At 47.7% G+C, this 25,499-nt stretch carries 22 protein-coding genes; 12 read left to right on the top strand and 10 right to left on the bottom strand.

Translation table 11 applies throughout. The features are described from left to right. Positions 1–159: 159 nt before the first annotated feature. The 3 genes from WH37_RS05340 to WH37_RS05330 all read right to left on the bottom strand — a co-directional run bounded on the left by WH37_RS05340 (position 160) and on the right by WH37_RS05330 (position 2,331). Positions 160–1,398 (bottom strand): cation:proton antiporter, encoded by a 1,239-nt coding sequence (locus tag WH37_RS05340; RefSeq protein ID WP_046229532.1) that lies wholly within the window; start codon positions 1,396–1,398, stop codon positions 160–162. Positions 1,399–1,400: 2 nt separating this feature from the next. Then, positions 1,401–1,892, bottom strand: a complete 492-nt coding sequence (locus tag WH37_RS05335; RefSeq protein ID WP_046229531.1) for a cation:proton antiporter regulatory subunit — start codon at positions 1,890–1,892, stop codon at positions 1,401–1,403. A 73-nt stretch (positions 1,893–1,965) separates the two neighbouring features. Then, positions 1,966–2,331, bottom strand: coding sequence for a hypothetical protein (locus WH37_RS05330; RefSeq protein WP_046229530.1), 366 nt, complete (start codon positions 2,329–2,331; stop codon positions 1,966–1,968). Between the two features lie 154 nt (positions 2,332–2,485). Between WH37_RS05330 and WH37_RS05325 the strand changes: the two genes are divergently transcribed. The 4 genes from WH37_RS05325 to WH37_RS05310 all read left to right on the top strand — a co-directional run bounded on the left by WH37_RS05325 (position 2,486) and on the right by WH37_RS05310 (position 7,437). Further along, complete coding sequence (locus WH37_RS05325; protein ID WP_046229529.1) at positions 2,486–2,947, top strand: cupin domain-containing protein; 462 nt, start codon at positions 2,486–2,488, stop codon at positions 2,945–2,947. A gap of 980 nt (positions 2,948–3,927) precedes the next feature. Beyond that, positions 3,928–5,118 carry an MFS transporter gene (locus WH37_RS05320; protein ID WP_046229528.1) on the top strand — a complete coding sequence of 397 codons (1,191 nt, stop codon included), beginning with the start codon at positions 3,928–3,930 and terminating at the stop codon, positions 5,116–5,118. 194 nt (positions 5,119–5,312) lie between these two features. Beyond that, a complete protein-coding gene (locus WH37_RS05315) occupies positions 5,313–6,731 on the top strand; it encodes an AAA family ATPase (RefSeq protein ID WP_046229527.1) in 1,419 nt (472 codons plus the stop codon). Beyond that, positions 6,724–7,437, top strand: coding sequence for an alpha-amylase family protein (locus WH37_RS05310; protein WP_046229526.1), 714 nt, complete (start codon positions 6,724–6,726; stop codon positions 7,435–7,437). The genes WH37_RS05315 and WH37_RS05310 overlap by 8 nt, the downstream gene beginning before the upstream one ends. Before the next feature lie 390 nt (positions 7,438–7,827). Here the strand turns inward: WH37_RS05310 and WH37_RS05305 are convergent, their stop codons facing one another. Then, positions 7,828–9,627, bottom strand: coding sequence for a 5'-nucleotidase C-terminal domain-containing protein (locus WH37_RS05305; RefSeq protein WP_046229550.1), 1,800 nt, complete (start codon positions 9,625–9,627; stop codon positions 7,828–7,830). A 208-nt stretch (positions 9,628–9,835) separates the two neighbouring features. Between WH37_RS05305 and WH37_RS05300 the strand changes: the two genes are divergently transcribed. The 3 genes from WH37_RS05300 to WH37_RS05290 all read left to right on the top strand — a co-directional run bounded on the left by WH37_RS05300 (position 9,836) and on the right by WH37_RS05290 (position 13,123). Continuing rightward, positions 9,836–10,792: a sugar-binding transcriptional regulator gene (locus WH37_RS05300; RefSeq protein WP_046229525.1), complete on the top strand. Its 957-nt coding sequence runs from the start codon at positions 9,836–9,838 to the stop codon at positions 10,790–10,792. 41 nt (positions 10,793–10,833) lie between these two features. Further along, positions 10,834–11,514 (top strand): deoxyribose-phosphate aldolase, encoded by a 681-nt coding sequence (deoC, locus tag WH37_RS05295; RefSeq protein WP_046229524.1) that lies wholly within the window; start codon positions 10,834–10,836, stop codon positions 11,512–11,514. Positions 11,515–11,716: 202 nt separating this feature from the next. Continuing rightward, a complete protein-coding gene (locus WH37_RS05290) occupies positions 11,717–13,123 on the top strand; it encodes a SulP family inorganic anion transporter (RefSeq protein WP_046229523.1) in 1,407 nt (468 codons plus the stop codon). 147 nt (positions 13,124–13,270) lie between these two features. Here the strand turns inward: WH37_RS05290 and WH37_RS05285 are convergent, their stop codons facing one another. Continuing rightward, positions 13,271–14,398 (bottom strand): peptidylprolyl isomerase, encoded by a 1,128-nt coding sequence (locus WH37_RS05285; RefSeq protein ID WP_046229522.1) that lies wholly within the window; start codon positions 14,396–14,398, stop codon positions 13,271–13,273. A 294-nt stretch (positions 14,399–14,692) separates the two neighbouring features. Between WH37_RS05285 and mgrA the strand changes: the two genes are divergently transcribed. The 4 genes from mgrA to WH37_RS05265 all read left to right on the top strand — a co-directional run bounded on the left by mgrA (position 14,693) and on the right by WH37_RS05265 (position 21,982). Continuing rightward, positions 14,693–15,685: an L-glyceraldehyde 3-phosphate reductase gene (gene mgrA, locus WH37_RS05280; protein WP_046229521.1), complete on the top strand. Its 993-nt coding sequence runs from the start codon at positions 14,693–14,695 to the stop codon at positions 15,683–15,685. A 167-nt stretch (positions 15,686–15,852) separates the two neighbouring features. Next, positions 15,853–19,686 (top strand): response regulator, encoded by a 3,834-nt coding sequence (locus WH37_RS33380; RefSeq protein WP_231594131.1) that lies wholly within the window; start codon positions 15,853–15,855, stop codon positions 19,684–19,686. Positions 19,687–19,813: 127 nt separating this feature from the next. Beyond that, on the top strand, positions 19,814–20,536 hold the full coding sequence (locus tag WH37_RS05270; protein WP_046229520.1) for a response regulator transcription factor: 723 nt from the start codon (positions 19,814–19,816) through the stop codon (positions 20,534–20,536). A gap of 153 nt (positions 20,537–20,689) precedes the next feature. Continuing rightward, positions 20,690–21,982, top strand: coding sequence for a putative bifunctional diguanylate cyclase/phosphodiesterase (locus tag WH37_RS05265; protein WP_052736820.1), 1,293 nt, complete (start codon positions 20,690–20,692; stop codon positions 21,980–21,982). Positions 21,983–22,256: 274 nt separating this feature from the next. On the opposite strand, the gene WH37_RS05260 is transcribed toward WH37_RS05265, so the two are convergent. The 4 genes from WH37_RS05260 to WH37_RS05245 all read right to left on the bottom strand — a co-directional run bounded on the left by WH37_RS05260 (position 22,257) and on the right by WH37_RS05245 (position 24,252). Beyond that, a complete protein-coding gene (locus tag WH37_RS05260) occupies positions 22,257–22,475 on the bottom strand; it encodes a hypothetical protein (RefSeq protein ID WP_046229519.1) in 219 nt (72 codons plus the stop codon). Between the two features lie 128 nt (positions 22,476–22,603). Next, positions 22,604–23,242 carry a TraX family protein gene (locus WH37_RS05255; protein ID WP_046229518.1) on the bottom strand — a complete coding sequence of 213 codons (639 nt, stop codon included), beginning with the start codon at positions 23,240–23,242 and terminating at the stop codon, positions 22,604–22,606. Between the two features lie 62 nt (positions 23,243–23,304). Next, positions 23,305–23,613, bottom strand: a complete 309-nt coding sequence (locus WH37_RS05250) for a hypothetical protein (RefSeq protein WP_046229517.1) — start codon at positions 23,611–23,613, stop codon at positions 23,305–23,307. Between the two features lie 93 nt (positions 23,614–23,706). Further along, positions 23,707–24,252, bottom strand: coding sequence for a superoxide dismutase family protein (locus WH37_RS05245; protein ID WP_052736825.1), 546 nt, complete (start codon positions 24,250–24,252; stop codon positions 23,707–23,709). A 167-nt stretch (positions 24,253–24,419) separates the two neighbouring features. On the opposite strand from WH37_RS05245, the gene WH37_RS35370 reads away from it, so the two are divergent. Next, positions 24,420–24,836: a hypothetical protein gene (locus WH37_RS35370; RefSeq protein ID WP_156182231.1), complete on the top strand. Its 417-nt coding sequence runs from the start codon at positions 24,420–24,422 to the stop codon at positions 24,834–24,836. Positions 24,837–25,072: 236 nt separating this feature from the next. Here the strand turns inward: WH37_RS35370 and WH37_RS05235 are convergent, their stop codons facing one another. Then, the gene (locus WH37_RS05235; protein WP_156182229.1) at positions 25,073–25,492 is read right to left on the bottom strand and encodes a hypothetical protein; all 420 of its coding nucleotides are present in this window, start codon (positions 25,490–25,492) and stop codon (positions 25,073–25,075) included. Between the last annotated feature and the right edge of the window lie 7 nt (positions 25,493–25,499).

The raw sequence follows: 25,499 nt of genomic DNA, 5'->3' as shown, positions 1-25,499 counted from the left end.
CTTACTGGGCAGTATGCACCATTTCTCTATGTAACAGACATTGGGCATTCAGTGTAGCGAGGAAGCAAAAAATCAAGCCTGCCTTGACCTGCGAAAATAACACTTCGTCGGTCGGGGCAGGCTTGTTAAATTTTTAGGCTGCATAGGCAGAAAAGTCGTTTAATTGGACACGTCCGGCTCTTTGAGTGGTTCTTTTTCTTTAGCCTTCTTGCGATCAAAGCGGAATACCTTGTTCATGCCGGTGTAAATGAGCTTGGATTCCTTGGTGAGCAATGGTCCCAAAATCGCAAGCAGCAGTACATACAAGGCAGCAAATGGCTGAAGCAATTCCATTAATCCTCCGGCTTTGCCGAGATTCGCCATAATAATCGAAAACTCGCCACGCGAGACGATTGTCAGTCCGATATTTGCGGATGCTTTAGGCGAAAGCCCTGCACTTTTGCCCGCAAGCATGCCTGCAAGTACGTTCCCGAACAGTGTAATGGCAACAGCACCTAGCGATAGCCATACTGCGCCTCCGAGCGCCGTCGGATCAATCGTCAGACCAAAGCTGAAGAAGAAAATCGCGCCGAAGAAATCACGGAAGGGTAAAATCAGATGCTCGATCCGTTTCATATGAGCGGTTTCAGCAAGCACCAGTCCAACTAGAAGGGCGCCGATCGCCTCAGCGACATGAATCGTTTCGGAAAAGCCTGCGACGAGGAATAAGGCGCCGAAGATCAGCAGAAGAAACAATTCGTTCGAACGGATGTTTAATATTTTGTTCAACAGAGGAACAGCTTTGCGACCAACTACGAGTACAAGGAGCATAAATCCAAGCGCATAGGATGCGGAGAGGAGTACACCACCAAGCGAGCTGGAGCCGCTGAGTACAAGCCCGGAGAGGATGGAAATATACACAGCGAGGAAAACATCCTCGAACATAATAATGCCGAGAATCATCTCGGTTTCACGATTCGCGGTTCGCTTCAAGTCCACGAGCACCTTCGCAACGATGGCACTGGAAGAAATCGTTGTAATACCGGCCATAATGAGCGTTTCCTCAAGCGGGAAGCCTAGGGAGAAGCCATAAACAAGTCCGAGCGTAAAATTGATAATAATATAAATCGTACCGCCGACGGCGATGTTTTTTCCCGATTTCATCAGGCGTCCGACCGAAAATTCCAGACCGAGATAAAAGAGCAGAAACAACACGCCTAATCGGCCGAGAAATTCAATGAAGGGGGCGCTTTCGATAAAGCGGAAATCGAAAACGCCGAATTTTGGAGCATGCGGCCCCACAGCCATCCCGATCAAAATATAAAACGGAATGACTGAAAATTTTACTTTATTTGCTATTAAGCCGACTAGGGCAATCAAAGTGACGGCGAGACCAATCTCCAGCACCAGATGATCCATAATTAACGGCTCCCATTCACGAGCAACTGCTTAAGCGTCTTAAGATGCGGGCGTTCACCTGCAACTATCAGTGTAGAATCAGCTTTGAAAATATAATCCGGACCCGGATTAATATGCTTGCCATCCTTGTCGATCGCGGCGATAATCGTCGTCCCCGTCCGCTTGCGGATATCCGACCCCCCGATCGTTTTGCCTACGCAGCTTGCTCCGGCTTCGACCTTATACCACTCAATGGTCAAATCGTCGAGCGCGACTTCAATCGTCTCGAGCGCCTTCGGCGTATAGGTCATTCCTCCAATAATGGCAGCAACCTGACGGGCCTCCTCGTCGTCCATGGAAACCATGGAAATGCTGTCATCTGGATCATCATATTCAAAATGGTACATTTCTCTTCTTCCGTCATCATGGATGACGACAACGAGCTTGTCGCCGCCTCTCGTCTCCATTTGATACTTACGTCCAATGCCTGGTAAATCCGATTCTCTAATATTCATATTCGCCAGCTCCTATACCGTGAGTTTGTGTGATTATCGTGATAGGACGGATACGTATAATGCTGGCAATCGACTATATAAAGCTTCCGGTGAATTTAACAGGCATCAAAAATAAATCCTTTATTTGCTGAGGTATAAAGGCACGGCGAATGGATAGTGGAATCAGCCGCTGCTTTCGGCATGCGAGCAAGCCTAAAACGATGGTGATGCCTATAAGCGTCATCTGGGAAAGCTGCTTCAAAATACCGGAATGATATCGGATCGCCACACCATGATGGTCGCCTGCTGCAATCGTCAGTTGATCGGAGGGGGATTTCAGCTCGGGCAAGTCCTCCGCCTGGTAGGCAAATAGTACGGCTGTACACAGCAATGCTAATATGATCAGGCCTTTCACTAACCGGCTTTGCCTTGCCAACTGCTGCAAAACGTTGTTGTTCATCTATTCACCCCCTATCTCTTATTTCTATTATAAATGATTGTAGGCCGAATGTCACAAGGCTGCCGCGAAAGGTATTGACGTTGTCCCAAGTGAAGGATACACTGGGGGAATTAAATGAAATAAGCATTTTTTCCAGCTGGAAGGAGATCGAATGATGAGTGAAGCGAATAAGGCGATTTCGCCGTTAGTTGAAGCATTGGGCTTAAAACCGCATGTAGAGGGCGGTTGGTATAAAGAATTGTGGAAGGCTTCCTTCCAAATTCCGCAGGAGCTGCTTGGTGAAGCTTATTCCGGACCACGTGCCGCAGCGTCCTCCATTTATTTTTTATTGCACCCGCATGAGATGTCGGATTGGCATAAAGTACTATCTGATGAGCTGTGGATTTGGCATTCGGGCGGCCCAATTACGCTTTCCCTGGGCGGCACTGCCGACGACCCAACGCTCAGAAAGGAAATAATTGTGGGTGGCGATGTGCTTAACGGCCAACAGCCGCAAGCGGTAGTGCCGGCAGGCGAGTGGCAAATGTCGCAGCCGATTGGCGATGAGCCATCGCTGTTCTCCTGTATTGTTTCTCCGGGCTTCCATTATGATGATTTCCAATTAATTAAACGTTAATCCAAACATTCAAACGACCTATAATAAAAAATCCGCCTGCTTAAGGCGGATTTTTTATTATAGGTTGTTTAAGCTAGGGTGTGTATGCAAAGGTAAGCGAGCCCGCTTCGAACGTATTCCCTCTCCTACCGGAAATGTCACCCCTTATGAATGTGAACCTACGTACTGAAAGGCAGCTTTATCCTCTTCGTTTCAAGGGTTTACATCCTGCACAAAGCTAGTCTTGGCGGACACAGCAGCAGCTATTTCAACAGAATTACGGGTTATGGCACGGGCTGCGGACACAGGAGCCGCTAATATGCTGCAAATGGCCATTTTGACGGGATCATGCGGGCGATAACGGCTTTCCTGTCCGCTTACGGCCAGAAACCGGATCAAAAGCCAGAATAGCGGAACCTCAGTCCTCACAAAATGGTGTGAGCGTCCCACGCTGCGTGGCCCCAGCAACAATCACAGGCTGCGGGTCCCCAGCCTTGAATCGGAAAATGAGATTGCCCTCGAATAAACATTAAGAAAGGAGCAGCAGACCGACTCCGGTTTGCATACACATCCTAGATGTCCTGCATCGAGTCAGAAAAAACTCAAGCATCGCATGCATCGCTGCTATCAACACCGCACATGCCGCTCCTATTGCAATATAGTAATAAGGAAATACGATCCATTGCAGCTTTATGCCTGTATAAGTGAGACTGCCTAAGGGAATCGCCAGACCTAGAAAATGGGGTCCGATGGTCCGTTTAACCGATAAGAGCGGAAAGTTATGTACTTGCAAATACGCCTCTCGGAGCTGGGCAGAAGCAGCTTCTATATAGAAAATATCGCGAATAGGCTTGAAATGCCGCTAAAATAATCACATCGAGGCCGTTCATTGCTTATCATTTGTTTCATAGACAGGGCAGGAAAACTGCTATATGATGAACCAATCGTAAGTGGAACGGAACGTCTCATACTTAGACAGTCATCATAAAGGAGCGGGAGAAATGCGCGAGGCGCTATGGTCGAAAAATTTCATTTTATTAATGGGCTCTAACCTGCTGCTGTTTATGGCGCTTGAGATGCTGCTGCCAACACTTCCTGTGTTTGCTGCGGAGCAGGGAGGCAGCCAAACGCAAATTGGCCTGATTATGGGCTTATTTACGTTTACGGCCGTCATTTCCCGGCTTGGAACAGGCTTTGGCATTAAACGGTTGGGCCAAAAGAAGCTGCTGCTTCTCGGAGTAGCCATAAGTCTTGTAGCGCTCACTGGATATTATCTAGCTGCGACACTTGCTGTGCTGCTGGTGCTGCGCGTCGTGCATGGCGTCGGCTTCGGTATTGCAACGACGCTGTTCGGCACAGCGGCATCCGATTTAGTGCCAGCCTCCCGAAGAGGAGAAGGCATGGGCTTTTTTGCGACAGGGAATTCCATCTCATTCGCACTAGGTCCCTTTTTTGGCATATGGATCATGACGGAATATGGCTTTAAGGCGCTGTTTTTCATTGGAGCGATTGTCATGCTGCTTAGCTTGATCAGTACCTGCTTTGTCCGCTTTCCGTATGTGGAGAAGAAACCTCAAACTGCAGCTCCTGTGGTAGAAACGGGAAATTGGATAGACAGCGTCGTGGAGCGCAAGGCGTTTATGCCTTCGCTGCTTGGCCTGCTTATTGGCATTCCCTTCGGCACGGTGCTCAGCTTTATCGCTTTGTTTGGGAAGGAGCAGGGCCTGGGCAGTGTCGGAATTTTCTTCCTTGTCGTTGCCATCAGCGAGTTTCTGATCCGCTTTATTAGCGGTCCGTTGTTTGACCGCAAAGGGCGCATGTGGGTGCTGCTTCCTGCTGCTATTCTATGCATTATTGCTAGCGTCATGCTTTATTTTACGCATTCTACAGCGATGCTGCTGCTGTCGGGCCTGTTTTATGGCTTTGGCTTTGGCGCCCTGTTCCCAGCGCTTCAGGCCTGGGTTATCGATCTAGTAGAGCCAGAGCGCAGAGGCGTAGCGACGGCGACCTATTACAATGCTTTTGACATCGGCATCGGAAGCGGTTCTATTTTGCTGGGAGCCGTAGCCGCTGTGACCAATTATTCGACGATGTATTTGCTGTCCGGCGGATTTTTCGTCCTCTACATTGTGCTTTACGTAGGCTTTGAACGCAGGTTGCGCCGCAAAAGGGGTAACAGGTTAAGAATATAGCATAACAGGCATTGCAAATGGTTAATTTAGAAGGAATTGCCCCATAAAATTCTTCGGGGTATATTGCTTTCCTAATCTTAAATCTATATCGTTATCTTCAAAATTGGAATATAATAATCTATAACGGTCAATAATTAATTTTAAGGAGGAAGTTTATAAGGCATAAATTTTTGAAATTGAAAGGAGTCATTTTGATGAATAAGAAAGTAAGAATATCCGAAATTGAAATACAAAATTTAAAAAATGTTGTATCAGGTAAAATCGCGTTTCCTTGTTCCAAAACTCAGTCGTTTGATTCAGCAGATGTATTAGGGATATATGGTCAAAATGGTTCGGGTAAAACAACTGCTGTTGATGCATTTCAAATACTGCATACATTACTAAACGGTAAAAAGTTAGAAAATAAAATAGCACAGCTCATTTATCAGGATAGTGAGACTGCAAGTTTAACTTTTTCTTTTTTGATTGAATCAGACAAAAAACGATTTGAACTATCATACACTGTCGACATTACAAAACTAATTGTAGAAGAGCTCGAAAACACCAATCTGGATAGAAGTCAAAATGAAATGTCTGTAATGGTTTCAAAAGAAGAAATTAAATATAAAGAAATAAAAAAGGGATCAAGACCAAAAATAGCTATACAATATTTCAGAATTAATGATGATGATCATTCAATTGGGCCAACTGCACTTTACAATAAAATCAAACTGAATAAGAATGATCTTTATGTTTCCTATAAAGTTAATTCGCAACTGTCTTTTAAAGAGAGTACCTCTTTCTTTTTCAGAAAGGAGGGGGTAGCTCTTACGAAAGGCATACTTGATAAAGAAGTATATGAGTTATTACATATCATTAAAGACATTTTTGCGAATAATCTGTTTGTTGTGGATAATCAACAATCAAGTTTAACTCTTGCGAATATATTAATACCAGTGCAGGCCAAAAAAAAGGATTTTGATAAAGCAGAAGTTGGCTATGGTGTAATCGTGTTGCCTAATAATGAACCAGCTAAATTGACATTTGAACGTTTTGAAATGATAAGCAGTATGTTTAACTCAATAAGCAAGGTATTAAAAGAAATAATTCCCGGTTTAACGGTAGAATATAGATCATTAGGCAAGGAAACACTCAAAGACGGAAGCATTGGCATGAGTGCTCAACTAGTAGCTATTAGAGAAGGAAAAGTATTGCCAATATCCTCTGAATCAGATGGAATTAAAAAATTAATTTCTATTTTGAGCTCACTAATTGTAATGTATAACGATCCTAATGCATGCATTATTATTGATGAACTTGATGCGGGGATATTTGAATACCTTTTGGGTGAAATCGTTAAAATATTAAATGATTGTGGGAAAGGGCAACTATTATTCACTTCTCATAACCTGCGATTACTGGAAGTTTTGAATAAAGAAAATCTTGTGTTTACTTCTACAAACTCGAGGAATCGCTATATAAATTTAAAGGGAATTAAAGAGACAAATAATATTAGAGACGTTTATTTTAGAGCCATACAACTTGGGACTGACGATGAAACTGTTTATGAGGTTACTGACAGATATTATATAATGGATGCATTTGAGGAAGCAGGCGAATCTCCTCATGGCTAAGAAAAAAGTTGTGATTATGATAGTCGAAGGAGTTTCTGATGAACGTGCTCTATCGACTATCACTCAATATGTAAAAAGAGTTTTTGACGTACACATTCACTTTTCTAACGGAGATGTTTTCACTAAGTATTCGAATAAACAAGCTAAAGCTATTGTTGGTGATGAGATTCGCAAAGTTATGAATGAAAGAAAATTTTCTAAGAAGGATATACTAGCGGTAATTCAAGTTACAGATACAGATGGCACTTTCATCGACAATAAGTATGTTAAAATAGATAATAATGTTGGTGAGAAAGCATTATATTTTGGAGATTCTATCTGTGTGTCTGATTCATATAAAGCTGTTCAAATACAAAAAAGAAATAAGGAAAAAGCACACAGTTTGAAAACAATGTACACCACAGCAAAAGTAATGGACATCCCATATTTTTTATTGTATTTTTCTTGTAATTTGGATCATGTGCTTCATCATGAGAGAAATTTAGCGGAAGAATATAAGGACTCAAAAGCCAGAGAATTCAGCAAAAGATTTAAAGATAAACCAAATGATTTTTATGAATTTTTTAACAATAATGATTTTGTTGTAGAAGGATCCATGAAAGAAACATGGGAGTTCATACAAAAAGATGGAAATTCACTAGGTAGATACTCGAATTTCAATATTATTTTCACAATATTAAATGAAGTAATCTTAGATGTAGAATGATTGGGAAATCAAACCTAATTAACTGGACTTTCTTGGTTGTTTTAATTTTACGTAGGCTTAGGAGAACTGTATCCTCGAGTATTTCCTGATTCATGTTCTGCTAAAGATATGCCTAGAGGTTGGGTGGTTATCGTTTGTTCTGAACCTGCTTAAGCAAGCGACAATAGATCATCATCGAAAAATAGCGGTGCAGAAAATTTTCTGCGCCGCTATTTTTTAAAATCTTGCGTAATTTTTGATCTATGCAATTGATCGTTCTTCAAAGTGAGCTTATTTCTTTTATGAGGATTCTTTTACTTGTGAAAAAGGCTCAAGTAAATAGCGTTTTGTCAATAGTGCTGCCTGCATTTCTGAGAATTCACTGAAACTAGTGCATATGCACGATGGCTGCTATACCGGAATTTTGAGCTGCTGTCCGATGTAGATGCGGTCGGGATTTTTAATTTGGTTCACGTCACGAATAGCTTGCCACGTCGTGTTATAGCGCTTCGCAATCGACCAGAGCGTATCGCCTTTTTTCACCGTATAGTTGGCAGCTTTCGCAGGCTCCTCCTTAATGGTACCTGGCGCCGGAGACGACGGCCCGGGCTGAGCAACTTCCGGCTTGGGCTTCGTCCCAGTAGATGGAGCAGGCGAAGCGGCACTAGGCGTGGCGCCCGCCGTAATGCGTCCCTCAACAGCGGGGCTTGCCGCTGTCCCAAGCCCCCTCAAATAGCTCGTGAGCGCTTCGTCCAGCGCACCAAACATGCCGGCCTGCGGATAGCTGGCGAACATCGTATATTCATCGCCGCCTGCGGCTATAAAATCATTCGTCGCGAGCGTGTATTGTTTTTTCGCATCCAGAGGAGCGCCGCCTACGGTAACGGAATGGACGCGCGAGCCTTTTGCCTTGGCGGTATCGATTTTGAAGGCGATGCCGGATACTTGTGGAAAAGCGCCCTTCGGATTCGGATAATCCGAAACGCCATTTTCCAAAGCGGCTTTAATATCTGCGCCTGTAACGTTAAGCGTCACGATTTGATTGCCGAAAGGCAGCACCGTAATGATTTCGCCCAGCGTAATGGTTCCTTCATCTATAGAAGCGCGGATACCGCCGCCATTCGTTATGGCGATATCGGCCTTCGTGACAGAGCGCAGGCTGTCGGCAATCAAATTGCCCAGATTCGTTTCCCCCGCGCGAACCTGCTCGCGCTCGCCATCAAGCTTCACAGCGGTTTCGCCAACCTCGCTTGAGAGAACTTCCTGCTGCTCAGCAACGATAGAATCGACCAGCTCGGCGATTTTCTTGTCAGGGCCAATCGCTGCAGCGGCTTTGTAATCAATCAGCTTTGCTTCCTTGCTGATTACTTTGCCTTGATCGATCCATAGATCGACGACGCCAAGGTATTTGGTATATTCGCCGGCGCTTGCAATAAGCGTGCCATGGCCTGCTTCCAGCCCTTTTTGCAGCATCGTATGGCTGTGTCCATCTATAAAAACATCAATGCCAGCCACGTCCTTGGCAATGTTCAAGCTTGTATCGGCACTGGATGCATCCTGCCCAATGTGGCCCAGCGCAACGATGACGTCAACCTGGTCCTTCAGCTCGGCGACGATAGCTTTCGCCTCCTCGGCTGGGTCCGTGAACACTAGGCCATCGACATTTTTCGGATGCGTCTTGTAGGCGGTTTCCGGTGTAGTCAGGCCGAAAATGCCGATTTTCACACCATCTACCTCTTTAATGACGTAAGGATGAAACAGCGGTGAATCGTCTTCCTTGACTCTAATGTTGGCGCTCAGAAGCGGATATTCCATTTGGGGTTCCAGCTCGACGAGGCGGTTGTAGCCATAATTAAATTCATGATTTCCGGGAACTGCTGCATCGTAGCCCATTGCGTTCATGACGCGTACGACGCTTTCGCCTTCTACGAGTGTGGCGAAGGTGGTGCCGTGAATGGCATCGCCGCCATCAAGCAAGAGCGTATTCGGATTGCTGGCCCTGTAGCTGTCGATGATGCCTGCAAGCCGTGCAAAGCCGAGTTCACCGTTGCTTTCGGATTCGACCGCCCTAGCATGCATATCATTCGTATGCAGCAGCGTAATATGCTTGCCGGCCTTCTCTGGGGTGGATGCAGCCGCCGAGACGCTTGCAGCGCCTATAAGCAGGGCTGCGGTCAAAAGAATAGATGTGAACCACTTAAACTTGTTCAACATAGCAGGTGATACCTCCCATCAGAATGTCGTTTATGGTCGCGCCTTATAGGTATTCCACATAATACATGAAAATCCTGTCCAAAAGCTGTAGTTGTTGTTTTGCTTTTTTCCTTATATAATGAAACTGAAATATTGCTTACTTTTCTTTGAACATATTCTCAAGATAGATAAATGTGGAAGAGCGACTCACCAAAGGAGATGCCTGATGGAGGAACTCAGCGACAAAAAGATGAAAATGATTGAAGCAGCGCGCATGTATTATGAGCTTGACTACAATCAGCAGGAAATTGCCAAGAAGCTTGGCGTATCACGTCCAACCGTTTCGCGTTTTTTGCAGCAGGCGAAGGTTGACGGTATCGTACAGATCAAAATTATGGACCCGGCTGCCGATAACGCTGAGCGCGAGCGGCAATTGCAGGAGCGCTTCGGCTTGAAACGCGCTATTGTAGCCACGGTGCCTAAATATGAGGATGCGATGGCCAAGCGGGTGATTGGAGAAGCTGCCGCTGCGTTTCTAAATGAAACCGTGCAGGATGGCGATACGATAGCTGTAACCTGGGGCACGACGTTGTATGAGGTAGCGACCCGTCTGCCGAACAAGCATGCGAAGAAGGTCAAGGTCGTGCAGCTCAACGGCGGGGTCAGCCATTCGGAGACCGATACGTATGCCCACGAGATCGCGCAGCTGTTCGCTAAAGCTTATCAAACGTCGCCCTATTTGATTCCGCTTCCAGCTATTGTTGACCATGCGGTTGTGAAGCATGCGATTGAAGCGGATCGTCATATACGCAAAATTCTTGATATGGGCAAAAAAGCGAATATCGCAGTTGTGACCGTAGGAGCGCCAACCGAGGATTCGGTGCTGATGCGGGCGAATTATTTTTCCGATGAGGATTTGGGCATTATTTTCTCGCGCGGCGTAGGGGATATTTGCTCAAGATTCATAGATATCAACGGGCAGTTGGTCAGCGAAGAGCTGGACCTGCGCACGATTGGCATTGATTTGGGCGAGCTGAAACGCAAGGAATGGTCCGTGCTGGTAGCTGGCGGCCCAAGCAAAGTCGAAGCGGTGTATGGTGCGCTTGCTGGTCAATATGCGAATACGTTGATTACCGATCATATTACGGCGAAGCATTTGCTGGATTACAAGCCGGAGGCGTGAACAAGGCGGGCTAGAGAGACGATAGGTGGAGGGATTTGTTAATGAGCAGTACGAATGCAGCGAATGTAGCTGGAGTTATTGATCACACGATGCTAAAGGCCGACGCGACAAAAGCGGAAATCATGCAGCTTTGCGCCGAAGCGAAAACGTATCATTTTGCCACCGTTTGCGTGAATGCAGGCTGGGTCGCGCTTGCAGCTGCTTCGCTGGCTGGCTCTGGCGTAGGCATTACGACGGTAGCGGGCTTCCCGCTTGGCGCAACGACTTCAAAGGCGAAGGCAGCGGAAGCGGAAGACGCGATTACCTGCGGCGCCACTGAAGTGGACATGGTGCTGAACATTGGGCTGCTGAAATCAGGCGACGAAGCAGGTGTGAAGCGCGATGTTGAAGCGGTTGTAGCTGCTTGCAAGGGCAAGGCGACCGTGAAGGTTATTTTGGAAACAGGCCTGCTGACGGATGCGGAAAAGGTGCGGGCTTGTGAAATTTGCAAGGAGGCAGGCGCAGATTTCGTCAAAACGTCGACGGGCTTCGGCAAAGGCGGCGCCACAGAGGAAGATATCGCGCTAATGCGCCGTACGGTAGGCCCGGACATGGGCGTCAAAGCTTCCGGAGGCGTTCGCGATTTGGAAACCGCGCTGAAAATGCTCGCTGCTGGTGCCACTCGCATTGGGGCAAGCGCAAGCGTCGCCATTGCGAATGGCGGCAAGGGCGAAGGATATTAAAGGTTTATTGACCGTATAACGGGTACAGGTTATGATGAACAGAAGTAGCAGCCGGCTGGGTGAGCCGGCTTATTTTTAAAATATAAGAATTTATAAGTTTCACACTTATAATCGGTTTATATGTCACCCTCGAAACGGCAGCTTTGCCGCCAGAGGACGGCGACAGCCGTTTACGCTTGTTTCAAATAGAGGTGAAAATTGCATGAGTGGTTTATCTTGGAAACGGCAGTGGATGACGGATGTGCGGGTGAATGTGCTAGCGGGCATGACGGCTACGCTCGCACTGGTGCCGGATTCGCTGGCTTTTTCGTTTATGGCGGGAGTGCCGCCCGTTGTCGGCATTTATGCTTCAATCTGCATTTTGCTCGTCACGACGTTTCTAGGCGGCCGTCCGGGCATGATTTCGGCAGCGGCGGGCTCGATGGCGGTGCTGATGCTTACGCTCGTGAAAGAGCATGGCATTGAATATTTGTTTGCAGCAACGATTTTGACGGGTATTTTGCAATATTTAATGGGTGTATTCAAGCTTGGCAAGCTAATGAGGTACGTGCCGCAGGGCGTGCTGACTGGGTTTATTAATGCGCTGGCTATCCTCATCCTCATTTCGCAGCTGCGGTATTTTCAGGGCGAGTCGTGGATGATGTATGCGTTAGTGGCAGCGACGCTGGCGATTATTTATTTTCTCCCGCGTTATTTCAAGGCGATTCCTTCGCCGCTGGTGGCCGTTGTAGTTCTAACCTTCGCCGTGTGGGTGTTCGGCATGGAAGGTGTTACCCGAGTCGGTGCGATCGACGCATCGCTACCATCGTTTCTGCTGCCGAATATTCCGCTTAGCTGGGAGACGTTAGCGATCATTTTTCCTTATTCCTTGTCGCTGGCAGTCGTTGGATATACGGAGACGATGCTGACGCATAATTTACTCGATGAAATGACCGGGGAGCGTACGGACAAAAATAAGGAAATGCGCGGACAAGGTGTTGCGAATGTCGTCGCGGGATTTTTCGGCGGTATGGCGGGCTGCGCGCTCGTGGCGGAATCGGTGCTTAATGTGAAAATGGGTGGGAAGCATAGGCTGTCTACGCTCGTTTCCGCCTTGTTCCTCTTGCTGCTCGCCGTTCTGTTCGGCGATGTGCTGGCGCAGGTGCCGATGGCGGCGCTGGTCGGCATTATGATTATGGTCTGTGTCGCCATCTTCGACTGGCGCTCTGTGTTCAAGCCGCGCAGTGTGCCGCTTGCCGAAACGGTCGTGATGGTAGCGACAGTAGCTGCCGTATTGTTCACGCATGATTTGGCTGCTGGTGTGCTGGTTGGCGTGCTGATCAGCTTCGTGTGGTTCGTTGTGTCAGTGTCGCGCAAGCTGCACATTCATAGCGAATGGGAAGGCAGCAAGCGGACTTATCGGGTGTATGGACAGTTGTTTTTCGCTTCGTCCTCTGGACTTGAAGAACTAATTGAGCTTGACTGCAAAGCTGACGAAATTCATATCGACCTTAGCCAGTCGCGCATTTGGGATCATACGGCACAGCTGGCACTCAATAAAGTGGTAGAGCGGCTGAAGGCTAGTGGCAAAGAAGTGACTGTCAGCAAAGGGGCTGCTTTGCAAAGCTAAGCGAGTGGCTAAGCGGATTGGTTTTGCCTGTGAATCTGAGCTTAGGGCCTGTACAATTACGGCTGTAAACTAAAAAAGATCGCTGCCGCCAATGGCTCTAAAGCCTGGCGGACAGCGATCTTTTTTTGTATGCATAACGCGTTGGTCTTATTGTGCTGCGCTTGCTTCTGGGGAAACAGCTGCATCCGGATTAGCGCTTGCGTCTGTCTCCGTTTCTTCCGCTGTTTTCTCTTCAAGTGTATTGGTAATCGTTGCTTTGTCGCGAATCTCTTGAATCCAAGTAGCTGATTTCTCTTGAATTTGTTGATTCAAAAGCTGCTTGCGGATTTCTTCCTTCTTCTCTTCAAAAGTCGGGGAAGTTGCCGCTTTAAAGCCGGTTTTCTTAATAATATGGAAACCGAAGCTCGATTTAACGACGTCGCTGATTTGATCAACTTCCAGTGCGAAGGCTGCTTCCTCGAAAGCAGGGTCCATGACGCCTTTGCCGAAGAAGCCAAGATCGCCGCCGTTGTCTTTCGTGCCTGTATCGGTCGATTTTTCTTTCGCCAACGTTGCGAAGTCTGCGCCATCTTTCAATTCTTTCAAAATAGCGTCTGCTTCTTCTTGCGTAGCTACTAGAATATGCGAAGCTTTAATTTCTTCGCCTGTGCCATAGGAAGCTTTGTTTTGCTCATAAGCTTCTTTAATTTGCTCATCGGTAATGGTAATGGATGGCTCAAGCAGCTTGCGGATTTTAACTTGCGTCTCAGCATCTTTACGCAGGCTCTCCAGCGTTACACCGTATTGTGCCAGAGCGGCGTTGAATTGCTCGTCCGTACCGAAACTTGCTTTGAGCGTAGTAATTTCTTCATCGATATCAGCTTCTGTAACCGTAACATTGGAAGCTTTCGCTTCTTGCGCAATCAACTGCTGCGTAATCAGATTGTCGAGAGTCGTTTTGCCGCCTGATTTCAGCATTTCTTCGTAAAGGTCCTCTTTCGTAATGTCGACTTTGTTTACCGTTGCAACGGCTGCATTGTTTCCACCGCCGAATACGGGTTTAATGGCGACGATTACAAGCAAAATAGCCAAAACAGCTGAAAGTGCAATCCATGCTGCATTGCCGCTTTTACGAGCTGGCGGGGGAGTTGATCCACCCAAAGGTGCCCCTCCTGCTGCATATGGTGAAGCTGTTGTTGGTTCAGTCGTATGTTGATTGTCCTCGTGTGTGTTGGTTTCTTGCTCCGCAGCATTTTTTAATTCTTCTTCTTTACGCTGCGATTCTTGGTTATCCATTCTTCAAACTCCCTTCATTATCTTACACGCTTTTTATAATGGTTTCGCGGAACGCTGCAGTGGTCTGGGCCAGATCACCGTAACCGTTTACGCTTGTCTAACCTACTATAACAAAACTTAGGTTAAAAAACCTTAATCTTAAATAAAAATAAAGGGATTTCAGCAGGAACTGCTTTTTTTGCGCCTTACGTCCAAGCGGTGTACAATGTAGGAGGCAAGCGCTTTATATGAAACCAGAAGTAAAAAATGAAGTTTCGCGACTTTTAATTTAAATAGTAGAGAGGATGTTAATCGATGACGTATTTGCCTGCTAATTCCCGCTATGACGGGATGAAATACAATCGCACTGGCCGCAGCGGACTGCTGCTTCCAGCAGTATCACTGGGCCTCTGGCACAACTTTGGCGGTACGGATCGTCTAGAAAATGGACGGGCGATGGTTCGCCGCGCTTTCGATTTGGGCATTACCCATTTTGACCTCGCTAACAATTATGGACCGCCTGCAGGCTCCGCGGAGGAGACGTTCGGCCAACTGCTCAAGCAGGATTTGGCTGCCTACCGCGATGAGCTTATTATTTCCACGAAAGCCGGATATTATATGTGGAAAGGCCCTTATGGCGAGTGGGGCTCGCGCAAATATTTGGTGGCCAGCCTCGATCAAAGCCTTAAGCGCATGGGGCTGGAATACGTAGACATTTTTTATCACCATCGTCCAGATCCGAATACGCCGCTTGAGGAAACGATGGCTGCGCTTGACCATATCGTTCGCCAAGGCAAGGCGCTATATGTTGGCTTGTCCAACTACAGCGCGGAGCAGACGGCAGAAGCTTCCCTTATTTTGCAGCGTCTTGGCACGCCTTGCCTCATTCATCAGCCTTCTTACTCGATGTTCAATCGCTGGATTGAAGATGGCTTGCAGGATGTTCTCGATACGGAAGGCATTGGCTCCATCGTGTTCTCGCCGCTGGCAGGCGGATTGCTGACGAACCGTTATTTGAACGGCATCCCGCAGGATTCCCGCGCGGCTGGACCAAGCGTGTTTCTGCAATCCGACCAAATTACGGAAGGCAAGCTTGAAAAAATCAAGCTGCTTAACGCTCATGCTGCGGAGCGCGGGCAGACGCTTGCACAGATGGCGCTCGCATGGGTATTGCGCGGCGGCCGTGTAACATCGGCGCTGATCGGCGCAAGCCGCGTGGAGCAAATCGATGATAACGTTGCGGCACTCAGTACGCTGGACTTCTCTAGCGATGAGCTGGCTCATATTGAATCGATTTTGAAAGATTAATACTGACTAATTCGGTGATCATGAACAATCTAAAATAGCTATCGTTTTTTTTGAACGCCAAGGCCATCCGCCTTGGCGTTTTTGCTTCTCTCGCTTTCGTTATGGCGGTATAATAAACGGGACAAATGACAAACCTTGTCGGATGGGAAGTGAGCCGCTTGAGCAACATGTCTCTAAGGGTCAAGGGACTTCTGGTTATTGTATTAATTACCTTCATTCCGCTGCTGTTTGCCGGCATTATTAACTATATGGGCTTAAGGCAGGGAATGATCGATTCCGCAACAGAGAAAACATTAAGCCAATTAAACAGCAGTGCGAATAATTTGTCTGCTTGGCTTGCAATCAGGCGGGCGGAAGTATTGGTCATTAGCCGAACCGATGTCGTACGTTTTGGAAAAGACGAAGAGAAACTCAGCTATTTCAACCGTGAGCTTGTGCGGGCAGGCTTTTCCTTCCGTTCTCTTGGCTTTGTTGGCAAGGACGGTTTGGCCATTCGTACGGATGGCACGCCGTTTGATATGAGCGAGCAGTCCTTCTTCCAGACGTCGATTAAAGGGAAGGTGCTGATTAGCGATCCTTTCAAAACCAGCTTTTCGCCTAAAGAACAATTTGTGATAGCCGTTCCGGTCTACAATGAGGAAAATCAAATTACAGGAATCGTGTATGCGGCCATTGATATGGATATGATTATTCCTTATTTGCAAATGGACAAGCCGGATGCAGCCACCTTCTGGCTATATAACGAGGAAGGCGTTGTATTGTTCTGTTCGGATGATGGGGTATTGCCGCAGACTGCAATGATGAACGGGGCTTTACAGGAAATGCAGGTGAATCAGAAGCTGCTGTCCGATCAGGACGGCATGGAAATTTTATCGTCGAATATGAATGAATACGCTGTATTTCACTCCAAGGTGGATGGTATTGCCGCTTGGCATTTTATGCTGGAAATGCCGATGTCGGATTTGGAGATCGGGACGCTGCCTGTTCTGCTTAGCACGCTGCTGACGCTTGTTGGCTCAGAGCTTGTGATCGTGCTGCTGTGCTATCTCTTTTTTGCCAATATCGTAAATCGGTTGAAAAATATATTGATCGTCACCGAGCAGGCTGCCGCTGGCCAGTTTGATGCAGAGCATCTGTCAGAAATGCCAGGAGACGAGGTAGGCAAGCTGTCGCGTTCGGTGAACGGCATGGTTGTGCGTTTAAGAGAAATGTTTGAGCGGCTGGAAGCGATTATTAATCAAAATCAATATTCCTTTATCGTCCTCGATGAGCATTACCGTATTACATATCTCAATGAGAAAGCCGAGGAAATGATCGGCTATAAGACAGAAGAAGTGGCAGGGCATGCGACGCCGCTGCTGTTCATGGACCCGGAGGAAATCCGCATAGCGGCAGAGGAGCTAGGGGAGAAATTGGGCCGTGAGGTGATACCGGGACTGGATGTGCTCAAGGAGCTGCAAAATTACCAGTTTTCCTACGAGCGGGAATGGACCTATATTGCGAAAAATGGCAAACGCATTCCCGTCCTGCTCAGCACGAATGGCCTGCGGGATGCAAATGGAAAATTTACCGGAGCTGTCGGTATGGTTTTGGATATAACGGATAAGCTGCAAGTGGAAAAATCGCGCAATCGGCTGCTTGATATCGTTGGCTCCGCCAAAGATTTAATCGCTTCTGTCGATTCACAGGGCGAAATGATCTACATCAATCAGGCGGGCAAGGAAATGCTCGGAATCCAAGAGGGTGAAATGGATCTTACTTCGCTGAGCGGGCATCTAAGCAGTGAAATGTTCTTTTATCTCATGAATGGCTCAGAGCTGGCCAAGCAGTATGGGTATTGGGAAGGCAACGTCGAAGTTTTGACAAAGGGTAAGCAATTGAAGCATGTATCGCTCGTGCTCGTATCCCATCATAATCGCAGAACGGGAGAGAATTATTTCTCCTGCATTGCGAGGGACATATCGGAGCAAAAAATCATTCAGGAGGAGCTGCTCCAAGCATCGCAGGAGGCGGCGGAAGCAAATGCAGCCAAAGGCAGGTTCCTTGCCCTCATGAGCCATGAAATTCGTACGCCGCTGAACGGCATCATTGGGCTGACACAGCTGCTCAAGCGCACGGGATTATCCTATTCCCAGAAAGACTATGTGGACAAAATCAGCACGTCATCGGAGTCTCTGCTGCGCATCATTAATGATATTCTCGACTTCTCCAAAGTAGAGGCGGAGAAGATTGAGGTTGAACTGCTCGCCTTCCATCCGGAGGAGCTGCTTGGCCGGGTGGCGGATCAGCTCAGCGTCTTTATGGGCGGCAAGGAGCAATTCGAATTTTTGATCCATACTGCCTATAATTTGCCTAGCACACTGCTTGGAGATTTGCTGCGGCTGGAGCAGGTGCTGCTGAATTTGTGCATCAATGCGATTAAGTTTACGAAGAAAGGCCATGTCAGCCTGCGTTTAGAAGTGGTAGAGCTTCGCGAGGCGGAAGTACAGCTTCGTTTTGTCGTTGAGGATACAGGCATCGGCATGAGCGAGGAGCAGCTCGGCAGGCTGTTCCAGCCATTCAGCCAAGCGGATGGATCAACGACGAGGAAGTATGGGGGTACGGGACTTGGCCTTGTTATTTCCCAAAAGCTCGTTACGCTGATGGGCGGCAATCTCGTCGCGGAAAGCAAGACCGGACGGGGCAGTAAATTCAGCTTCGTCATTACGTTCCCCATGCTTGAAGAAGAGCCGCCCTACAGCATGGAGCTAGGCGAGGAGATGATTGGACAGCCGGTGTGGATTGTGGAGGACAGCCAAATGATGCGCCATCATTGGTGCGAAAGGCTGGAATCGTTCGAAATGGCCCCGGTTCCCTTCGCTTCTTGGAAGTCGGCGCGGGAGCGGCTGCGCCGTATCGGTGCCGGAGCGATGCCGAAGCTGATTTTGCTCGATATGGAAATGCCAGATATGTATGGCGCGGAAACCTGGCTCGATTTCCATCAGGAGGCCGAGGCGGCTGGCGTGAAAACAGCTGTGCTGACCACTTCATTCGGGCGGGACGAAATGCTGCAAATGCCGGAAAAGGATCGGCCGCTTGCACTGCTTACAAAGCCGGTTACGCGGTTAGCTATGCTTAACGGCTTGAGAGGGGTTTTGACGGAGCGTTCCTTCATTCCTCCTTGGAACCGTGCAATGAGCGAAGTGGCGGTTGAACAGCGGGAAGAACGCAATGCCAAAATTTTGCTTGCTGAGGATAATAAAATCAATCAAATCGTCGCTTTGGAAATGTTAAAAGAACGGGGCTACGAGGTCGGTCTTGCGGAAAATGGACATGAGGTGCTGCACATGCTGGAGCAAGAGGAATGGCATCTCATTCTCATGGATATTCATATGCCGGAAATGGACGGCATGGAGGCGACGCGGTTTATTCGGGCCAACCCCAAATATGACGGGCTGCCGATTATTGCGGTTACTGCCAATGTGCTGCGTGCCGATCATGAGCAGTACAGGCAGCTAGGAATGGACGATATTATAACGAAGCCGATTAGCGCTGGCTTTCTATATTCCGTACTCTCGCACTGGTTGAATCAGACGGGTGTACTGCCGGTATCGACATTATGGGAGGGCGAGCCGCATGTGCAGCCGCAATATGAACAGGCTGCCTATTCCTCGCTGCCCGTCATTCCAGGTGTAGATTTGCCAGAGGCGCTTGCCCGGGTGAATGGCAAGCTGCCGATATTGATGCATATGTTAGAACAATTTCAGGCCGATTATCCTTCATTTATCGACAGATTAATCACTTCTATGAAAGAGGATGATCTCGTTACCGCCAAGCGTCTCGTGCATACCCTCAGAGGAGCAGCAAGTCATTTGTCAGCTTATCAATTGGCGAATGCGGCGACAGAGCTGGAGCTTCTGTTCAATCAGGAGGACATAGACGAGCAGGAATGGATTCAGAGGCTTACAAAACTGGAAGAAGAATTGATGCATTTGCTCAAATGCTTGCAAAAAAACAAGTGACAAAAGTTCGACAAAAACCCCTAACAATTCTCTAACAAATTATTGTAGTCTGTCACAGCTATATTGTATAGTAAGAGGACAGACTAAATTCGACAGAAATCTTCAATCCCAATAAGGGGTGACGCCAATGTATAAAGTTATAGTTATAGAAGATGACGTCATGATGAGTGATATGCTGTCTATGTATTTGTCAGAGGAAGGCTATTCTGTCAAACAAGCGGGATTGGCAAATGACGGCTTGCGTATTATTTCGGAATTCGAACCTGATTTGGTTTTGCTTGATCTTATGCTCCCGGATATGGATGGGATGGAGATATGTGCATTGATTCGCGAGCGTTCGAATGTACCTATTATGATTTTATCCATGAAAAATGAAGTGTCAGAACGTGTGCTGGCGTTGAAGTCCGGTGCAGACGATTATATGTGCAAGCCATTCAGCATGCACGAGATGACGGCCAGAGTCGAGGCATTGATTCGAAGGGCTAATATTAAGCCGGCCTTAGCAGAGGCTGAGCAAGAGCCTGGCGAAGAGGAGCGGGACCCGATCCAGCTTGATTTTGAACGGAGATTGCTGCTTGTCAGAGGGATGCTGGTAGAAACAACGTTTTCGGAATATGAAATTATGAAGCTGTTTTTGGCATATCCTGGGAAGGTATTCAGCAGGGAAGAGCTAATCAATGCCATTCGCGGTTTTGATTCCTTTGTCACCGACCGTGCCATTGATGTACACATTGTGAATCTACGGAAAAAAATCGAGCAAAACCCAAAAGAACCTCGTCTTATCCGAACCGTTTGGGGTTTCGGCTACAAGTACACAGCCCAGAATACCTCAGTCAGCCAGGAGAAATAATAGCATGTTTTTTTAGGAACCGTCTGGCTGATCCAGACGGTTTTTTGTATCAAAAATGAGTTCTAACAACTATCTAAAGGTAATTGCCGAAATTTCCTAATTATTGTATGAGAACATAGACTTAACTTACTATTGGATCGAAGGATGGGAAATATGAGGGAACAGGTCATTGCAATTTTGCCTGCAAAGCTGAATGCCTGCCGAGAGCTAGGCCGAATGCTGCTGCAAGTGCAAAATGCAGGCAACAAGCTTGCTGTGGTACTGATGCAGCTTGACCATTTTTATCGCGTCATCGAAGCTCGCGGGATGGACTATGGCTGCGAGGTGATGCAGCTGATTGAAGAGCGGCTGGTGGCGGCAGGAGCAGACCGGGCTGCTATTTGGCAAATGAACGACAGTACTTTTCTGGTTGCAGCGGTGCTCGGCGATAATCAAGCGGATGGGTATGGCGTGCTTGAACGTTTCAAACGAACGGTGCAATATCCCGTAGGCTTTGGCTCCGATCGCTTTCACTTAACCGCCAGTATCGGCGTGAGCCTGTTCCCGCAGGATGGCGCGACAAGCGAACAGCTCATTTGTCATGCGGAAACGGCATTGTATAGCGGCATTTTAAAAGGAGAAGGCCAGATTTCCTATTATTCGCCAAAAGCAACAGAGCAAATCCATCGGCATTTGGAGCTGGAGGCTGCCATTCGAACGGCGCTGTACAAAGGGCAGTTCCACTTAAACTACCAGCCCATATATCAAGTGGACAATGGCAAGCTTCGGGGCTTCGAAGTGCTGCTGCGCTGGAATCATCCGCAGCTTGGCAACGTGCAGCCGTCTGAATTTATTCCATTTGCAGAGAAAAACGGCATGATTGTGCCAATTGGCGCCTGGGTCATCAAGCAGGCCTGCCGCATGCTGTCCAGCCTGCCGGACCATGCTGCACTGGTTATGTCCGTCAATATTTCGCCTACAGAGCTTGCAGACTTGGCCTATGCTGACATGGTGCTGAATACGCTGGAGGAAACAGAAATACCGCCACATTGTTTGCAGCTGGAAATCAAAGAGGGCTATAATTATGCAAATTGCGAGCGATCCATTAAAGCCTTGACTAGACTGCATGCGAGCGGTGTGCTTATTGCGCTGGATGATTTCGGTTCCATGCATTCGTCGCTGGCCAATTTGCAGCAGCTGCCGATTCATGCCTTAAAGCTGGATCGGTCCTTTGTTAGAGAGATAGATAAGGAAGGCGTTGAACATCATATCGTGGAGGCGATGATTGGGCTCTTGCATAAGCTGGGCATTAGCGTCATTGCCGAAGGAGTGGAATATGTGAAGCAGTACGAGCTGCTGCGAGGCTGGGGCTGTGATTACATGCAGGGGTACTTGCTGGGCCAGCCTGCACAGCCAGATATGCTTGATTTATCGATGATTCGCAAGCCTGAACGAACAGGCGCATAGGCTTCAGTTATAGAGTTTGCCCAAGCGAGAGCGATAGGGCAGGCTCTTTTTTTGCTAGCATGAAGATCATGTTATTAAATGCAACAAAGCCTCCAAATTCACTGTCGCAGCGATAGGAGGCTTTTCTGAAATATAGGAATATATGAGTGATGCGAACCGTATATGCAGCGGTTATATCGCGTAGCGATTTTACCGCTTAAAAGCGAAGAATTCGTTTACGCTTGTTTAGGTTGGGGATGGTTTTCCTTTAAAGCTCGTGGGGGCCAGAGGGTGTTTAGCTAACTTCCAGATAAAGTTTAGTGCCATCGCTGTATTGAAAAATAGCAACCTCACGTACGACTTCAACTTTAGAGATCCGTTTCCATTTTTTTCGAAAGTCGAAATTGAGTTCCATTTCACGCAGTTTATGATGAAGCTGCTCAACTGACGCGGCTTGCTCGTTAGTATAATAAACAGGTACAGAACGACTTTTGAAGGTAATGATTTTCATCATGACCTTGTCCACCTCCGATCGTTTTTTCCTATTCTATCCTAAACGTTTTAGCCGCTTATGAAACAGCCGTAAGAATATTGTTTAATTTGCTTATATATTTCTAACATATCGTGTGAGCTGGAAAACTACTACTTTCCAGCTAGGATTACATACTGTAGTGCTGCAATAATGGCAAGATGCAACGGGTAAAAACTGCGCCAAAGGCTGCGAGGAATCTTGATCGTATCAGCTGCTTGCAGCATGCTTGGCGAGTATACAAGCAGCAAGGTTGCTACAACGCTGAACATCTGAATGCTCCAGCCCATGTAGAATAAATAAAAGATGTTGAGCAGCAGGTGAGCCGGGGCCATACCGTGTTTCGGGACATAGCGATAGATGAGGACGAGAATGAGCAAATAAGCGCCGTAGCTGCATGGAATGACTTCAAGCAGCAGCAGCAGGAAGGCGCCCAGCGAAACTTGGAGCGCGGGGCTCGACCTCAATTGGTCTAGAAGCTTTAAGGAGACGAGACAGGCAAGCAGAGTGCCCACCGTGTTGATTTCCCAAGTGCCGAAGGCGAGGGAATAAGGGATTTGCGACAAAGCAGCAATGGCGGTCATACGCCACAAGTATTGATTTAAATTTTTGGTACGGAAATACCCAATGACGAGCGCATAAGCATAAAGCGGCATCGCAAGCCTGCCAATGATTCGCCATGTTTCATCCTTGGGAAACCAGATCAATCCAATATGATCAAGCAGCATCGTAACCATTGCGATAATTTGCATTTTCATCCCCCCAAGTTGTGACTATTATAGCATGGGGTTATGAACGGGAGAAGAACAGCATTTTACGTGTAAAGCAGAGTAATGACAAGCAGCTCGTAGAGAACGAGCGGAAGAATCGCATTTTGTGGAGGAATGAAGGCACGCGGGTCCTGCACGGTACAGTGCAAATACAGCAGGCAGCGGTCAACATGTGCAATATAGCCCTCATACACATGACCATCTATCGTATGCACACGCACAGGCCGGTGCATATGTCCGTGGCACAAACGGTGAATCTGCTCCTGCACCTGTTGAACCATAGCCGTGTGCGCAGGCTCTGCCTGATACAACACGGCTGCTGCTTGCTCCACTGTCTTTGATTGCTCTGTCATATGAACATCGCCCCTTTATCCCCGCAGCCAGCGGGAGTCTCATCCTAAATTAAGCTATATGCGGAGGAGGCGGGTATGATGCTATTTTTACCGCTATTTAATGACGCCACAGGCGATGCGTGCGCCAGAGTTGCCGGATGGATCGGTGACGTAATCATCTGCCTTCTCGTGAATAATCAGAGCAGCGCCGCCTGATTTAATGAGCGAGTTAGGGGCGTCTTTAGCGAGCGTGACATTTTTCGAAATGATCTCGGCTTCTATTTTCCCAGAAGCGTCAACTTGAATATTCGGCAAATCGCCAGAGTGGAAGCCTTTGGGATTGCTGAACCCGTGCTGCTTGCTTAGCGGATTGAAGTGCGCGCCTGCGGTCGTAAATTCTGGAGCTTCGCATTTTCCGGTTTCGTGAAAATGGATGCCATGCATGCCGGGTGCGAGCTGCTCCGCCGCGAGGTGAATATGTACACCGTCAGCTTGCTCCTGCAGGCTTGCTTTGCCGATGACGGCTCCTTTGCTATTGATGAGGTCAAGCTTGAACTCCGCAGTTGGAGCCGGTTTTCCAGTGGCATGTGCCATAGGGAGGGAAGCGCCTCCTAGCGCTAGGCAGAGCGTAGTGATGCAGATCGTTTTTTGAATAAACACAAGTTTTCCTCCATTTCCAGTGATGCCTTTAATATGCCCCGCTAAACGCTTGCCTATACGGAAATTAAGGAATAGCGAATATGCGCTTGTCAGGGCATACATGTCCATACCTCTCTACTCTATTTGAATAAGATATAGCAGAAACCATGAGAGAGGTGGCATTTATAATGTCAGTTAAATCGAAGTTCCAGGTGAAAAACATTAAATCAGCGTCGCTCCAATCGAAACGGGCTCGTATTTCTTCTTGTTCCTGTCAACGCCAAGAGTCAGCAAATGATCCCAGAAGCAATGGTTGTCGTCGCAGAGACCCGGCAGTTGAAGGGGTACAGGATGCAGGAAAAGAATTAAGCAAAATTTTCAAGAGACTGGAAAATGAAGAGGTTGCCGAGAAGCTGGTCAGAGCGATCCGTTGTCACGATGCTCGAGCGGTTCAGAACATTATCGGCTGCGAATGCAGAGTCGTTCACTTCTTCTGCACAGATCGTTCCGATTGCGTTAGAATCTGCTGCTTGTTCGGCAGAGACCGCGAAGTTGCGATCTCGTTCGACATTTGTATAAGAAGAGAAAACCGCAACCGCTACTAGTCGCACGTAGCACGTAGACGCCACAATAAGCAAGGACCGCCAAGCCCCTTCGGAGACTTGGCGGTCCTTTTTGTAATCTATCGTTTAAATCCTTATTTGCTTATTAGATCTATTGTAACGCGCAAAGTTCGCACCTGTCACCGTGCCGCGCGAATCGGCATACGATAGGACAGCAAGGTCAGGCCGACAAAACAAGCATGGACAACGAACATATATGGAGGGGACGAACGATGCCACTAATCCCGAATTTCCCCGCACCGCTGCTGCAGGAGCATGCCGTATGGCACCATACGCATCATGTAACGCCCGGCACCATCCCGCCTCGCGGGTTCGGTGATCAGTTTATGCGTTTTCACCGCGACTACATTAACCGCGTGTACAGCTGGTATAACAGCCAAGGCTATGACAGCAGGCTGATTGCGCCGTGGCCGGAAATCCCGGAAGCCATACGCCGCGCTCCTTGCTATAATCCGGCTGCGGAAAATCGCATCCGAAATAATCCGCGCTCCTTTGCTACGCTGGATGAGCTGGGCAGCTATATCGAATCCAGCGGCATTCATGGCTGTATGCATATGATTTCGGCCCAGCTGATGAACGAGCCGGAAATCAATGATTTCGACTTGGCGCCGCGCCATACGACGTTTTATCAAATTCACGGGCTGA

It is taken from the genome of Paenibacillus algorifonticola (assembly GCF_000971975.1).
Lineage (GTDB): Bacteria > Bacillota > Bacilli > Paenibacillales > Paenibacillaceae > Pristimantibacillus > Pristimantibacillus algorifonticola.
The sequence above is the reverse complement of the archived record's forward strand: the minus strand, read 5'-3'. Positions and strand labels throughout refer to the sequence as shown.

Bases quoted from the DNA above. Each gene is read 5' to 3' on its own strand.
- WH37_RS05340 (WP_046229532.1), bottom strand. From the start codon at position 1,398: ATGGATCATCTGGTGCTGGAGATTGGTCTCGCCGTCACTTTGATTGCC.
- WH37_RS05335 (WP_046229531.1), bottom strand. From the start codon at position 1,892: ATGAATATTAGAGAATCGGATTTACCAGGCATTGGACGTAAGTATCAA.
- WH37_RS05330 (WP_046229530.1), bottom strand. From the start codon at position 2,331: ATGAACAACAACGTTTTGCAGCAGTTGGCAAGGCAAAGCCGGTTAGTG.
- WH37_RS05325 (WP_046229529.1), top strand. From the start codon at position 2,486: ATGAGTGAAGCGAATAAGGCGATTTCGCCGTTAGTTGAAGCATTGGGC.
- WH37_RS05320 (WP_046229528.1), top strand. From the start codon at position 3,928: ATGCGCGAGGCGCTATGGTCGAAAAATTTCATTTTATTAATGGGCTCT.
- WH37_RS05315 (WP_046229527.1), top strand. From the start codon at position 5,313: ATGAATAAGAAAGTAAGAATATCCGAAATTGAAATACAAAATTTAAAA.
- WH37_RS05310 (WP_046229526.1), top strand. From the start codon at position 6,724: ATGGCTAAGAAAAAAGTTGTGATTATGATAGTCGAAGGAGTTTCTGAT.
- WH37_RS05300 (WP_046229525.1), top strand. From the start codon at position 9,836: ATGGAGGAACTCAGCGACAAAAAGATGAAAATGATTGAAGCAGCGCGC.
- deoC (WP_046229524.1), top strand. From the start codon at position 10,834: ATGAGCAGTACGAATGCAGCGAATGTAGCTGGAGTTATTGATCACACG.
- WH37_RS05290 (WP_046229523.1), top strand. From the start codon at position 11,717: ATGAGTGGTTTATCTTGGAAACGGCAGTGGATGACGGATGTGCGGGTG.
- WH37_RS05285 (WP_046229522.1), bottom strand. From the start codon at position 14,398: ATGGATAACCAAGAATCGCAGCGTAAAGAAGAAGAATTAAAAAATGCT.
- mgrA (WP_046229521.1), top strand. From the start codon at position 14,693: ATGACGTATTTGCCTGCTAATTCCCGCTATGACGGGATGAAATACAAT.
- WH37_RS33380 (WP_231594131.1), top strand. From the start codon at position 15,853: ATGTCTCTAAGGGTCAAGGGACTTCTGGTTATTGTATTAATTACCTTC.
- WH37_RS05270 (WP_046229520.1), top strand. From the start codon at position 19,814: ATGTATAAAGTTATAGTTATAGAAGATGACGTCATGATGAGTGATATG.
- WH37_RS05265 (WP_052736820.1), top strand. From the start codon at position 20,690: ATGAGGGAACAGGTCATTGCAATTTTGCCTGCAAAGCTGAATGCCTGC.
- WH37_RS05260 (WP_046229519.1), bottom strand. From the start codon at position 22,475: ATGATGAAAATCATTACCTTCAAAAGTCGTTCTGTACCTGTTTATTAT.
- WH37_RS05255 (WP_046229518.1), bottom strand. From the start codon at position 23,242: ATGCAAATTATCGCAATGGTTACGATGCTGCTTGATCATATTGGATTG.
- WH37_RS05250 (WP_046229517.1), bottom strand. From the start codon at position 23,613: ATGACAGAGCAATCAAAGACAGTGGAGCAAGCAGCAGCCGTGTTGTAT.
- WH37_RS35370 (WP_156182231.1), top strand. From the start codon at position 24,420: ATGTCAGTTAAATCGAAGTTCCAGGTGAAAAACATTAAATCAGCGTCG.